11 protein-coding genes and 1 riboswitch are annotated in these 13396 nt (G+C 46.9%); of the genes, 9 read left to right on the top strand and 2 right to left on the bottom strand.

Going from position 1 to position 13396, the window contains the following annotated elements; genetic code table 11:
• Nucleotides 1–90: 90 nt before the first annotated feature.
• Nucleotides 91–1643 (top strand): IS3 family transposase gene (locus ADU23_RS34345; RefSeq protein ID WP_442950623.1). Its coding sequence is split into 2 segments (ribosomal slippage): nt 91–730 and nt 730–1643, totalling 1554 coding nucleotides; the frame shifts between segments, so codons are not numbered across the junction.
• Nucleotides 1644–1791: 148 nt separating this feature from the next.
• Nucleotides 1792–2397, top strand: coding sequence for an NAD(P)-dependent oxidoreductase (locus tag ADU23_RS24350; protein ID WP_053376116.1), 606 nt, complete (start codon nt 1792–1794; stop codon nt 2395–2397).
• A 77-nt stretch (nt 2398–2474) separates the two neighbouring features.
• Here the strand turns inward: ADU23_RS24350 and ADU23_RS24345 are convergent, their stop codons facing one another.
• Nucleotides 2475–4526, bottom strand: a complete 2052-nt coding sequence (locus ADU23_RS24345; RefSeq protein ID WP_053376115.1) for a molybdopterin oxidoreductase family protein — start codon at nt 4524–4526, stop codon at nt 2475–2477.
• Between the two features lie 179 nt (nt 4527–4705).
• A riboswitch (purine riboswitch) is annotated at nt 4706–4814 on the top strand.
• A 79-nt stretch (nt 4815–4893) separates the two neighbouring features.
• On the opposite strand from ADU23_RS24345, the gene ADU23_RS24340 reads away from it, so the two are divergent.
• Nucleotides 4894–5835 carry an EamA family transporter gene (locus ADU23_RS24340; protein WP_053376114.1) on the top strand — a complete coding sequence of 314 codons (942 nt, stop codon included), beginning with the start codon at nt 4894–4896 and terminating at the stop codon, nt 5833–5835.
• A 142-nt stretch (nt 5836–5977) separates the two neighbouring features.
• Entirely contained in the window at nt 5978–6880 is a 903-nt protein-coding gene (locus tag ADU23_RS24335) for an NAD(P)/FAD-dependent oxidoreductase (protein WP_053376113.1), read from the top strand.
• Here ADU23_RS24335 and clpP read toward each other — a convergent pair.
• Nucleotides 6867–7451 carry an ATP-dependent Clp endopeptidase proteolytic subunit ClpP gene (gene clpP, locus ADU23_RS24330; protein ID WP_053376112.1) on the bottom strand — a complete coding sequence of 195 codons (585 nt, stop codon included), beginning with the start codon at nt 7449–7451 and terminating at the stop codon, nt 6867–6869. The two genes, ADU23_RS24335 and clpP, sit on opposite strands and share 14 nt — an antisense overlap.
• A gap of 184 nt (nt 7452–7635) precedes the next feature.
• Between clpP and ADU23_RS24325 the strand changes: the two genes are divergently transcribed.
• The 5 genes from ADU23_RS24325 (at nt 7636) to ADU23_RS24305 (ending at nt 13394) form a co-directional block, all read left to right on the top strand.
• Nucleotides 7636–8379: an RNA polymerase sigma factor gene (locus ADU23_RS24325; protein ID WP_053376111.1), complete on the top strand. Its 744-nt coding sequence runs from the start codon at nt 7636–7638 to the stop codon at nt 8377–8379.
• Between the two features lie 126 nt (nt 8380–8505).
• Nucleotides 8506–9285, top strand: coding sequence for a Cof-type HAD-IIB family hydrolase (locus ADU23_RS24320; RefSeq protein ID WP_053376110.1), 780 nt, complete (start codon nt 8506–8508; stop codon nt 9283–9285).
• A gap of 447 nt (nt 9286–9732) precedes the next feature.
• Nucleotides 9733–9999: a CD3324 family protein gene (locus tag ADU23_RS24315; RefSeq protein WP_053376109.1), complete on the top strand. Its 267-nt coding sequence runs from the start codon at nt 9733–9735 to the stop codon at nt 9997–9999.
• Between the two features lie 196 nt (nt 10000–10195).
• Nucleotides 10196–10561: a response regulator gene (locus ADU23_RS24310; RefSeq protein WP_053376108.1), complete on the top strand. Its 366-nt coding sequence runs from the start codon at nt 10196–10198 to the stop codon at nt 10559–10561.
• On the top strand, nt 10554–13394 hold the full coding sequence (locus ADU23_RS24305) for an ATP-binding protein (RefSeq protein ID WP_053376107.1): 2841 nt from the start codon (nt 10554–10556) through the stop codon (nt 13392–13394). Before ADU23_RS24310 ends, ADU23_RS24305 begins: the two co-directional genes overlap by 8 nt.
• Nucleotides 13395–13396: the final 2 nt, after the last annotated feature.

Below are 13396 nucleotides of genomic sequence, written 5' to 3'. Positions count from 1 at the left end.
ACGTGAATGAGGCTGCCCCCTGGTGATATGCTCCCCAAATAGTGGACAGGTGAAATAATAAAAACCTGCAGCTATGAGGGGAGCATTTTCATGTCTAAAGTTAAATATTACGCATCGGAGAAACGTACCATTATCAAAGAGATCGAAAGTGGTGAACTTGGCCTTATGGCCGCTGCGTATAAATATGGGATATCAAAAACAACCTTGGTGAAATGGCAACGCCGGTATGAAGTCTATGGTTTTGATGGATTAGAGATTCAAACGAACAACCGTAGCTATTCCGCAGAACTTAAGCTACAGGCGGTGTTGGATTACCTCAAAGGGGAATTATCCCAATACGATATCATTGATAAATACAAGATTGCGAGCAGAACACAGCTTTCCGATTGGGTGATGAAGTATAATAGTCATAGCAGCTTAAAAGCCTATAAAGGGGGAGCAAAGGCTATGACGAAAGGACGTTCTACGACCTGGAAGGAACGCATAGAGATTGTTCAATATTGTCTGACTCATAACGAGGACTACGGGAAGACAGCGGAGCAGCATCAGRTCTCTTACCAACAGGTGTACCAGTGGGTGAAGAAATACCAAGACGGCGGGCAAGATGCGCTTCAGGATGGACGGGGACGTAAAAAGACCGAAGAAGAGTTAACTGACACAGACCGCCAGAAGCTTGTCATGAAGAAGCTGGAGGCTGAAAATGAGCGTCTACGGGCAGAAAATGCATTCCTAAAAAAGTTAGAGGAACTCGAAAGAAGGCGACGCTAAGTCAAATACGTCAGGAAAATATCTACCTCGCTATACAAGCCGTTCAGCAAGACGGCCAATTCAGCATAAAGGCGTTGTGTGAAATTGCAGGGATTCCACGATCCAGCTATTACAAATGGCTGAACCGCAAGCCCAGCGTACACGAACGGGAGAACCAGCAACTCACAGAAGCGATGATCGCGCTCTATGAGAAGGTAGACGGTATCTATGGGTACCGCCGTTTARCGCTTCACTTATGCAGAGAGATGCAGCGGCGGATTAACCATAAACGCATCCAGCGCCTCATGCAGCTGCGAGGTATTCAGTCGGTGATTCGCAGAAAGCGAAAGAAATATGCACCGTCAACGCCTCAACACGTGGCAGAGAACCTGCTAAACCGTGAATTCACTGCGACAAAGCCGAACGAAAAATGGGTAACAGATGTAACGGAATTCAAATATGGTCATGGTCAAAAGGCGTATTTAAGCGCCATCTTAGACCTCCACGACAACACCATTGTGTCCTACGTATTCGGGCACTCGAACAACAACAGCCTCGTGTTTCAAACCGTCAAAAAGGCGATGAAGGCAGCACCAAGGWGCAGACCCATGCTGCATAGTGACCGAGGCTTTCAATACACTTCTCTACGATTCAAAAAGTTATTTGGCAAAAAATTAACCCAGAGCATGTCTCGCGTAGGGAGATGCATCGATAACGGTCCCATAGAATCCTTCTGGGGAACTCTAAAATGCGAAAAGTATTATTTGCATACATACCGAACTTTTGATGAGCTTGAACGGGACATTGAGGCCTACATCCACTTTTACAATAACGAACGATTACAAGCAAAATTAAACGGCCTCAGTCCAATGGAATTCAGGACTAAGGCCGCTTAACGGTTTTTTTATTTGTACTGTCTACTTGACGGGGTGCAGTTCAGGCAGCTTCTTTTTTTATACTTCTTTACATTTCAGCTTATCTAAGGAATGATTGAAGCAGAACACATGACGGAACGATGATCATCTAAAAGGGGTTATATCTCACATGAAGCTGCTTCTTATTGGTTCAACCGGAAGTACCGGTCAACATATTCGGCGAATATTGGAAGAGAAGGAGATTCAAATGAGGCTTTTCGTACGCTTGCCTGAGCAGTTGGGGCCAGGGAGCTACCTTGGCGACGTTCGAAATGAACAAGACGTGCTCGAGGCGATGACAGGCGTCGATGGCGTAATTTGCTCCTTGAACACGGAAGGCAACGGTACGCTTATTCGTGGAATGGAGCATGTAATCGCTGCAATGCAGAAGTTAAAGCTCAGCAGGCTAGTCACGATTGGAACTGCCGGCATTTTGCAGAGCGAGCTGCAGCCTGAGTTGTTAAGATACCAGTCGACCGAAAACAAAAGGGTTAATCACGATGCCGCCAAAGAGCATGAACAGGTTTACGCTGCATTATCCCGATCCGATTTGCAGTGGACGATTATTTGCCCAACGAGACTTGTTTCTTTGGAGCAAAAAGGTGAATATCGCGTACGGAAAGACGTGCTGCCAACAGGAGGCTCGCAAATATCTTTTGCCGATACCGCAGAGCTTGCGGTTGCCGCTTATTTGAACAATACGTTTATTCGCGAGCGTGTTGGCATCTCTTATTAATTCCATGAACCAGCATAGCAGAAAAAACCTGAATTCCTCGTAAAAGAATCTCAGGTTTTTTTCACTTGCAGCAGCATTTAGGTTTGATTTAATTTCAACACTTCCACACGGTTGGAAAAGAAGGTAGCTCCGCCGCCCATGTCTGCTAACCGCTGGGGAGTAAGCGAATTGACTGCTTGATGCCCTTTGCGTTCATCGTCCCACCATAAGCCTTGCGTAACGAGTACGCCTGGCAGCACATCGCTGCCGATTCGCAATGTCATTTCCACCTCGCCGCGATCGTTTCGGATTTTTACGCGTTCTCCGTCCGAAAGGCCAAGCGCTTCTGCATTTTCGTGATGCATGTGAAGCAAAGGTTCCTTTTCAAGCTTTTGCAAACGTTCCTGGTTGGCGAACGTCGAATTGATGAAGCTGTGGTTCGGACCAGTCGTCAGCAGAAACGGATACGTTTCCGGCTCTCGCAACGGCGTATATTGCGGTACAGGAGGCAAGCCGTTTTGAAGCATGGCTTCTGAGTATAGCTCGATTTTGCCGGAAGCCGTTGGAATGATGGACGTAAGCGGAGGGAGCTGATGGTTTCCGGCTTTCATCCACGTATTTTTTTTCAACTCATCAAATGTAATGCCTTGAAGGAACGGGTTATGATTGCCGTCGAGCGCTTCGTTAATCATTTGCTCCTCAGAAATGTCAAATACCTCGGGCTCGAAGCCTAGCTTCAGCGCTAATTCCTTAAAGAGCGTAAAGTTGGATTTGCATTCGCCGGCCGGCTCCATGATAGGCTCGTGAAGCTGCAAATAAAGATGCCAATAGGACGTGTATAAATCTAAATTTTCAAAATGTGACGTTGCCGGAAGCACGATATCCGAGTATTTGCAGGTGTCTGTCAAAAATAAATCATGCGTGACCGTAAAGAGGTCGCTGCGCATAAGACCTTCTCTTACCCGGTTCTGATCCGGCGCTACGACAGCTGGATTGCTGTTATAAACGAACAGCATTTGAACCGGCGGCGTCAAGTCAAGCAGCGCTTCGCCAAGTTGGTTCATGCTAACGGTGCGAACGTCTGGATCAGGCATTAAATCTGGCCGCTCGATCTTCTCGCCGTTAAGACGCGAGTACCAGCTGTTACCCTTCATCGCGCCGCCGCCGCGAACGGCCCATTGACCGGTAAGCGCAGGCAAACACGATATCGTTCTAACGATCATGCCGCCGTTGTCATGATGCTGCAGGCCGTTGCCGATACGAATAAAAGAAGGGGTGGTTGTACCATAAAGCCGGCCAAGCTCCTCAATCTCCGCTGCTGGTACGCCCGTAATTTCCTCTACGCGCTCAGGCGTGTATTCGGCTGCTTGCTGTACCAGCTCTTCATAGCCAATTGCATGCTGCTCTAGAAACGCCTGATCTGCAAGACCGTCGCGGATAATGACATGCATCAAGCCAAGCGCAAGTGCGGCGTCGCTGCCCGGACGAACGTGTATGAAGCGGTCCGCCCATGCGGAGGTGCGGTTGCGGTGCACATCGATATGAATAATCGTTGCGCCGTTTTTGCGAGCCTCCGTTGCCAGCATCGTCTGATGCATATTCGTCGATACCAAATTGCAGCCCCAAATAATAAATAACTTCGTATGCACCGTATCCTCAGGGTCAATGCCGATCGAGCCGCCCATCGTATAGGAATATCCTTTTGATCCGGCAGCGTTGCAGATGGTACGGTCAAGCCTGCTCGCTCCGAGCCGGTGGAAGAAACGTCGATCCATGCCTTCCGCATTAAGGACGCCCATATTGCCATAAAAGCTGTAAGGCAATATCGCCTCCGCGCCTTGCTCTGCTATGATGCTCTTCATGCGTGCCGTAATTTCATCGTAGGCTTCTTCCCAAGTAATCCGCTCAAAAGACAACGTCCCTTTGGGTCCCGTGCGGCGCAACGGGTAGAGAAGCCGCTCAGGATGATAGACCCGGTCATTCAATTGTCTAACCTTGTTGCATATCGCACCGCGAGTGACGGGATGCTCCGTGTCGCCAGTAATTTTTGTTATTTTCCCTTCTTCGAAGGTAACGCTGAGCCCGCAAGTATCAGGACAATCGAAGGGGCATACGGAACGTACCGTTCCATTTATCGTCGCTGTGCTCATAAGTCGATCACTCCATCCTATATCCAAAATAATGCCTACTTATCATACCATAGGCCATACCGATTTTTGACCTATTTCGCATAGAACCGTTCATTCCTTTTTTGAAAAGTCCGATTTTCCAGATAAATATCTATTGACAGAACCTTACTTGTCATGTAATATTCGATATGCTAAACACGGAACCGCACAATAAAATAGTTCGTATAACCTCACGGCAATTGCTTGAACAGGGTGAGGGTTTCTACGGGGAGCCTTAACTTCCTAACTACGAATATGTGATCATTTGCGAATGATCCTATATTCGTCGTTAGGATTTTTTTGTGTTTATATGACGATTTACAACAAGCAGAGAGGGGAATTTAGACAGATGAAATATATTTTATCGGTATTTTTAGGGGCTGCAAGCTACGGCATCTTATCAACGATCGTCGTTCTTGCTTACGGGGATGGCTATAAATTAGGCGAAGTTGTCGGCAGCCAGCTGCTGACGGGCTTTATTCTAGCGTGGGCGCTTGCGCTCTTTATGAAATGGCGCGAGAAGCGAGGCAGGGGAGCAAGCACAAGCAATGAAGGCGGAGCGGCTCCAAAAACGATGACGAAGCTGACGTGGAAGCACCGTCTAATCTTAATGGCAGCCGGGATGCCGACGGCGATTACCGGCCTGCTGTATTACCAGTCGCTTCGATACATTCCGGCCTCATTAGCAATCATTTTATTATTCCAATTCACGTGGATCGGCGTACTGATTCAAGCGGTAAGCCAGAAGAAGCGTCCTAACGGCATCATGTTTTTCACGATAGCCATCTTATTTGGCGGAACGATGCTAGCCGCCGGCATTATCGAGCAAGGAACAGGCAAGTTCAATATAATGGGCGTTGTGTTAGGCCTCCTGTCAGCTGTAAGCTATTCCTTGTTCATTTTATTCAGCGGCAAAGCCGTTCCTGCCGTACATCCGGCTTATCGCAGCGTATGGATGATCACAGGCGGCATGGTACTTGTGTTTATATTATTCCCGCCGGCGTTTTTGTTTAATGGCCTCATCTTTGGAGATTTGATGCTCTACGGTTTCCTGCTCGGCATGTTCGGCGCTTTTATTCCGCCTGTACTATTCGCAGTAGGAGTGCCTCATATTGGCGAGGGAATGGCAGGCATACTTGGCGCTTCGGAGCTTCCGGTAGCGGTGCTGCTTTCCTCGTTCGTCCTTAATGAGCATGTGAGCGCCTTGCAATGGACCGGCGTAATTGTCGTCCTCGTAGGCATTGCGCTTCCGGAGCTGTTGAAACGAAGAAGAAAACTAAGCCTTCAATGAATAAGAAAGCCAGCTTGCTCTTTTCACAAGAGCAGCTGGCTTTTTTTTGATCCTATGGATTGAATAACAAGGGCTAATTCCAACAATAATAAATAATCATTCGATCGTGCATACAAATGCTGGCTTGGCAGGAGGAGCAACCATGCAATATGACTGTATAATTGTAGGCGGTGGGTTTGCGGGCTTGCAAGCGGCTATCCAACTAGGAAGATATCGTCATAACGTAGCTGTCATTGACGCAGCCGAAGGACGATCAACGATGTGCAGAAGCTATCATAACCTGATCGGTTTTCCAATTGGAATTGGAGGTGCCGAGCTTCTCGCGTTAGGGAGACAACAGGCGGAGCAGCTGGGCATTCGTTTCATTAAAGCAGTTGTAGACCGTGCAGAGAATGCGGAAGACGGCCTGCTGCTGCGCACGGCTGATGAGGTAAGTTTTCGCTGTAAAAGGCTGTTGATTGCTACTGGCGTGAAGGACCGAATTCCGAGTTTCCCCGAGCTAATCCCTTGCTTAGGGATCAGCGCCTATATTTGTCCGGATTGTGATGGATATGAGGTAGCAGATCGACAAACGTTAGTGCTGGGAGCAGGAAATGCCGGTGCGCGCATGGCGCTCACGCTTACACATTGGACCTCGGATCTGATCTATATCAATCATGAACGTTCACCGGTCGATCGTGAACTGCTCGATCTACTAGCGGACAAAGGCATTCCATACATAGAACAAGCGATCCAATCGGTGAATGCAGAGCAGGCGCAGTTCAATGGCATTGTGTTGGAAGATGGTTCAGCATTAGCTTGCGAGCGATGTTTTGTCGCATTCGGCGGCAACGAAGTGCGCTCTGGTTTTGCGAAGCAGCTTGGCGTAGAGCTAATGGACAATAAGCATATCATTGTTGATCCGCGAACGAAGCTCACAAGCGTGAGGAATGTATGGGCGGCTGGAGATGTCGCCGCCCACTCCGAGATGGTAACCATAGCGATGGGAGACGGCAGTCAAGCCGCCATTTGGATTCATAAAAGCTTAATCGCTACATCGATGTAATCACCTTGTCGATGATTCCGTATTCGAGCGCTTCCTCCGAAGTCATAAAATAGTCCCGATCCATGTCCTTTTCGATTTTTTCTAAAGGCTGGCCGGTTTTCTCAGCAGAGATCTGATTTAATTTTGCCCGAATGTTCAATATCCGATTGGCACTGATCGCTATGTCGCTGGCTTGGCCTTGAACGCCGCCATGCGGCTGATGGATCATGATTTCACTGTTTGGCAGAGCGGAGCGATGTCCTTTCTCGCCAGCGAGCAAGAGGATAGCCGCGAAGGAAGCGGCAAAGCCGGTACAAATCGTATGCACGGGCGGCTTCACGAATTGCATCGTATCCAGGATAGCGAAGCCGGCCGATGTGGAACCGCCAGGACTGTTGATGTACATCGATATTTCTTTGCCTGGGTCCTCCGCCGTTAGAAACAATAATTGGGCGATGATGCTATTAGCAACGTTATCGTCAATGGCCGAGCCCAAGAACACAATTCGATCTCTTAGCAGCCTGGAATAAATATCGTATGACCTTTCGCCTCGGCTCGATTGCTCTACAACATAAGGAACATAATTACTCATCATTTTAACCTCCTGCTTAGTTTTGGATGCTTACGACTTGTAAACGATTAGCTGCCGCCAAAGGATACGGGTGAAAATATTTTTAATATCGCGTATCCTTTAAGTAGCTTCATTCGTTTACTAATGTAAGGAGAATTCCCTTTACCTAGCGTAAGGCGGGTTAGAGCTGAGGAGGCAGGATGAGATGATTGTTGCGAATACAAATCAAAATACGAAACAACAAAACACCGAAGAGCGCACCCAGAAGCTGCAGGAAAGCGTCCTTCGGTATTGCTTGTCGCTTACAGGATCAAAGTGGGATGCTGAGGATTTAGCCCAGGACACATGGCTCAAAGGAATGCGGGCCGCAATCCATTCCGATACCGCGCATACAAACCCTGAAGCTTTATTGCTGCGAATTGCTAAAAATACTTGGATCGACCAAATACGCCGGCAGAACCACTATGAACGTATCATCAAACAAGATATGCAGGAGGAATCAAAGCCAGATACAAGCACATTGGAGCTAGAGGAAGCTCTTCTTGCGCTCATGCGCCACTTATCGCCACTCCAGCGAACCGTATTTCTGCTGCGGGATGCTTTGGATTATTCAATTGCAGAAACGGCTGAGCTGCTGCATACGACTACTGGAGCGATCAAAGCAGCGCTTCATCGTGCGAGGGAGGCCTTGCACGCGGTTAGGCGCGAGCTGGCATCCGTTTCACAGGATTTCAAAGTGGATGAGGATATGGGTTTTCTGCTGAGAGAGATGGCAATGGCTTATCAGACAGGCGATCTGGAGCTGCTCGTCGAGCTTGCGCAGCGTGATGTTACAGACACCGCTATCATTACGGGAATCGTCCAAAACCGCAGGCTGCAAGCCGTCAGCCGCAAACAACAGACCCTTGTCCAAGCTAGAAGCCATTACAGCGTTCAGATGGCTGCATAAGTTTTGTTCTAATCAAATAAACCGATGCCGATTGGCGTTGGTTTATTTTGTTTTTCCGAATGTGACGCGCCTTCCGCCTATGGGCTATAATAAAAGGAAAGACAATAGGATTGAGGCAAAAAACTTATGACAAAGAAGCTGGTTTTTTTTGATATAGACGGGACATTGGTTGATCATGCGAAAAAAATTCCTGCATCAACGGAGCAAGCGATTGCGGAATTGAGAGAGGCTGGCCATGACATCGTGATTGCGACAGGCAGGGGTCCGTTTATGCTGAAGCCAATAAGCGAAGCGCTTAACATCCATTCTTACGTGAGCTTTAATGGCTCTTACGTCGTCTATAACGATGAAGTGGTATATAGCCATGCGATAGAACCCGCACGCTTAGCCGAGCTTTCCCGCATCTCGATAGCGAACAAGCATCCACTCGTATATATGACGCCAGACGGAATGCGGTCAAGCACGGACCAAACCGCGTATTCGGATGACAGCGATGAAGCCTTAAAGTTAAAGCTTCCGCCATTGGATCCGGATTATTACATTGGAAAAGAGATTTATCAATGCCTGCTTTATTGCAAGGAAGAGGATGAGGGCTACTACAAAGAAAACTTCTCTGAGCTCGGATTTATTCGCTGGCATCTGTACGGAAGTGATTTGCTGCCGCCTGGCGGCTCAAAGGCCAGAGGCATCCAAGCGATTATTGAACGTGCAGGATTCAAAAATGAGGATGTATATGCTTTTGGCGATGGGGTCAACGATCTCGAAATGCTGCAATACGTCCATCATAGCGTTGCGATGGGCAATGCGTCTGACGAAGTGAAGCGAGCGGCTCGTTACGTAACGAAGGATGTTACGGAGGATGGGATTATGCATGGCTTGAAGATGCTGGGCTTGCTGAAGAGCTAGGTCTCAGGCTACTTTGGTAAAGTTTATTTATAAATGTTCTTACACTTTCAGGGGAAGCGGCAGACGGTATATACTGATGAAGTCGGGCCGACAAATGATAAGGAAAGGAGCTGATCGATTTGATTAACAACATGGAGGTGATCTCCGTTTAAACGGAGATCACCCTGATGGAGGAGACCGCAAGGTCTCCTTTTTATAAATATAAATAACGCACATAACTTAAATGGAAATATTGTTAAACATTTCTTGTCATCTGTAAATGCTTACAATATACTTATAGAGTGTCATCGTGAAAGAAGCTTCTATGGGAGTTAAGGCATCCATAGCTTTTTTTGTTTCTGACATGCACAGGGTTTACCAAAAATCGAAGGGAGGCAGGAAAGATGTTGATGAACAAAGGAACGAATAACCTAATCAAGCTGAGCCTGTACGAGGAGGACGTTTATTGTGAACTACAAAAATGGGAGAGATGTGCTTCCCCCTAGTTTATTAATGGAACTGCAAAAATACATCCAAGGGGATTTGATTTACGTTCCAAAAGCTGCTGAGAAACGCGCGCATTGGGGTGAGGTCAGCGGAACACGGAAGCTGCTGGCCGAGCGTAATAAGGAGATCTTTCTTTATTACTCGAATGGCTGGACCGTTGCTGATCTGGAGCGAAAATACCATTTGTCGGGTGAGAGTATACGCAAAATAATTGTTAAAGCACGCTGAAGAGCAGAAAACATAGAAGCAGGCCGCTTGAAGGGCACTGCTTCTATGTTTTTTTATTGCCAATATAGCCTTAAACCTCATTAAAACCGCTAATAATAAAGGATTTTATTGTCGAATGTCGAATAGTTACGATGTAGTTTTATGACATAACATGTCGAAAGAAACATACGAGTACATAGCAGCGGAGGATTAGAAAATGAAATCATTATTAATTGCAGAAGATGAACCTATACTGCGCATGCTGATCATGGATACGCTCGAAGACGAGGGATACTCGCTTGAGGAAGCAGCAGATGGGGAAGAAGCATTGGAGAAAATTAAGGCAACCGATTTTGACTTGATTATTCTCGATTACATGATGCCAAAAATGACGGGAATTGAAGTTATCGAAAAAACGCGGCAGCTTGAAGAACGGTTGCAATCCAAAATATTAATGCTCTCTGCCAAAAGCCAGCAAGCCGAGCAGGAGAAGGTACGCCTAGCTGGCGCCGACGGATTCATGTCCAAACCTTTTAGTCCATTAGAGCTGATCGACAAGGTAGAGGAGATGCTTCGTGGCTAAGCTTCGGCATTATTACAAAAAAAGCATAACGCGACGTTATATGTCGATGATGATTATTGCATTAACGCTCATTTTGGTTGGTGCTATTTTTGTGCTGCTCAGCACCGTTTCGATTTTAAGAGACTATCAAGCCAAAACCTCTCAGATGAGGATGAAGCAGGAGCTTGTCTCGCAAGTTGCGGATCATTCCAATGAAATTATTTTGCGAGCACGCGGCTATTACGTTTATTTATCGGATTTTGAATACAAGCAAATTTTTAGCGAAAAGGCATTGCTGGACAAAGCTTTGGATGAAATCAAGAAGTTCCCGCTTAGCGCATCGGAAAAAGAGGTTATGAAAAATATCGAATCCTTCTTCACGAATTACTTCCAAAACTTATTGCCAAAAGCGATTGAGCTGTCCAAGGCCGAGGATTACGCAGCGCTTCGCGTATTTGTATCGGCGGGAGAAGACAATCCCGTCAATAAGCTTATTAGCTATTCCCGTGATTTTGAGACGCAAGCCCGGCTAATCAGCGAGGAGAAAAGCGATAAGCTCATTCAAAGCCTCTCCTTCCAAGCCGTATTATTTATTGGTTATATCATTCTCATTCTCATTTTATCGTTGTTCATCACAAGGAAGGTCGCTACCGATATCGGAGTGCCGCTAAATAAGCTGACTTTGCATGCTCGCCGCTTTGCAGAAGGAGAACATATTGAGCTCGATGATTTGTCGAGAGAGGATGAGCTTGGCGAGCTTTCGCGCACGTTCCAAAGCATGATGACCCAAATTCAAAGTAAAGAGGAAGAGCTGCTAGCTCAGAATGAGGAGCTGATCGCGCAGCAGGACGAGCTTCAGGCACAGCAGGAGGAGCTGCAGTGCGCGGTTGGTCTAATGGAACAAAACGAGAAGTATTTGGAGAAGCGCAATCAACTTGTGCAATCTCTCTCCAATACGCTTGATCAGCAAGAGCTGCTGCAGAGCATTATTTCAAACATTGTTGCCATTACGGAGTCCGATAAGGGCTTGATTGTCATGATGAACAGGGAGCATCATTATGCTGCTGTCGGTATTTCCGAGGCAGCTGCCTTACAATTTATTGCTAGCATTGATGAGGGCATCGTGGTGCGCGCAGCCCAGACGAAGCAGTCGTACAGCATGGTTCGGGAATGTTCGTTCGCTGAACAAGGCTATCATAAGGAGCAGATGCGGGCAACCGATCTGATCTTGCCTATTTTAAACGCCGGCGAAGAGATGGTGGCCTGCCTGGTTATTACGAAAGTGAACCGGGCGATTGCGAAGCAGGAAGAGGATGAAATCGTTGGCATGATGACGCAGGTCTCGCTCGCCTTCGATAAGCTGCAATTATATGAGCAATCCGAGAAGCAGCGGCTAATGACGAGCGATATGCTGAACACGATTCAGGAAGGCATACAGTATGTAGATTTGGATGGAACGACGCTGCAAATCAATCGTAAAATGTCGGAGATTTTCGGATTTTTCAATCAGGATGAAGAGTCGATTCATTTGCCATTCGGTCAATTTAAATCGCTCATCCAATCCTCGATTGTGGATTCGGAGCCGCTTCTTCAATTTATGGATGCGCTCCTAACACATGGTCATTTAAATGGACAGCACAGCATTAATTACGAGATTACGGAGCCGGAAAGAAGATTTATTCAAATTTATTGCGAGCCTTTGTACCGCAACGGTGAAAAATTTGGTTTATTGCTTGTTCATCGCGATATTACGAAGGAATATGAGGTTGATCGGATGAAGTCCGAATTCGTCAGCACGGTAAGTCATGAGCTGCGGACTCCGCTCGCCAGCGTGCTGGGTTTTGCTGAGCTTCTGCTGCATCGTGAGCTTAAGCCGGAACGCCAAAGAAAATACGTGACGACCATTCATCAGGAAGCAAGACGTTTAACGACATTAATTAATGACTTCCTCGATTTGCAAAGGATGGAGTCCGGTAAGCAAACCTATGAACTCAAACGCATTCATTTAACGCCATTAATTAAAGAAGTTATTGATATGCAGCGAATGGCAACTGACCAGCATCAAGTTACGTGGCAAGATGAAGCACAAGAAGCGATTGTTGTCGCTGACCGCGACAAAATGCAGCAGGTATTTATTAACTTGCTAAGCAATGCAGTCAAATATTCGCCTAACGGCGGTGAAATCAAAATATTTAGCGGCATTAAAGATCAAAATATCGTCATTCGATTAGAAGATCAGGGGCTTGGCATTCCTAAGGATGCGCTGCCGAATCTATTTAATAAGTTTTACCGAGTCGACAACTCGGACCGGAGAGAAATCGGCGGCACGGGACTGGGGCTAGCGATCGTCAAAGAGATTGTCACTAGACATAATGGCAGCATTGAGGTTCATTCTGAGTTTGGCCAAGGAAGCACGTTTGTCGTTACCATACCAATTGCGGAACAGCAAGTACAGCTGCCAAACGAGGAACAGCGGGAGCTTTCGGTCACCGAATCTTCCATTCATGTAATGTTAATCGAGAACGATCATAACTTATCAGCCTTGCTTAGCGATGAATTGCGATCCAGCGGCTATCAAGTCCATCTGTTCACTGAGGGCAAAAAAGCAATAGAAGCGATCGAGCAACTCAATCCGGATATTGTTGTGATCGATCTTATGCTTGAGCCAGGAATAACGGGCTGGGATATTATCGGCAAAATCAAAAAATCAGATGTGCTCCTGAACAAGCCAATCATTATTTCCAGCGCTTTTGAGGAGAAAGAGAAGGCCGCGCAATGGGGAATTAAGGAATTTTTAGTGAAGCCTTATTTACCCGGCAAACTAAGTGCAGCCATTTCGCACATGCTGCGTTAATT

It is taken from the genome of Paenibacillus sp. FJAT-27812, from assembly GCF_001273905.1.
Classification (GTDB): domain Bacteria; phylum Bacillota; class Bacilli; order Paenibacillales; family Paenibacillaceae; genus Pristimantibacillus.
Note: the sequence above shows the minus strand (reverse complement) of the source record. Positions and strands in the feature narration are given on the sequence as shown.

Coding starts and splice junctions, on each gene's coding strand:
- ADU23_RS24350 (WP_053376116.1), top strand. CDS start 1,792: ATGAAGCTGCTTCTTATTGGTTCAACCGGAAGTACCGGTCAACATATT.
- ADU23_RS24320 (WP_053376110.1), top strand. CDS start 8,506: ATGACAAAGAAGCTGGTTTTTTTTGATATAGACGGGACATTGGTTGAT.
- clpP (WP_053376112.1), bottom strand. CDS start 7,451: ATGAGTAATTATGTTCCTTATGTTGTAGAGCAATCGAGCCGAGGCGAA.
- ADU23_RS24345 (WP_053376115.1), bottom strand. CDS start 4,526: ATGAGCACAGCGACGATAAATGGAACGGTACGTTCCGTATGCCCCTTC.
- ADU23_RS24310 (WP_053376108.1), top strand. CDS start 10,196: ATGAAATCATTATTAATTGCAGAAGATGAACCTATACTGCGCATGCTG.
- ADU23_RS24325 (WP_053376111.1), top strand. CDS start 7,636: ATGATTGTTGCGAATACAAATCAAAATACGAAACAACAAAACACCGAA.
- ADU23_RS24340 (WP_053376114.1), top strand. CDS start 4,894: ATGAAATATATTTTATCGGTATTTTTAGGGGCTGCAAGCTACGGCATC.
- ADU23_RS24335 (WP_053376113.1), top strand. CDS start 5,978: ATGCAATATGACTGTATAATTGTAGGCGGTGGGTTTGCGGGCTTGCAA.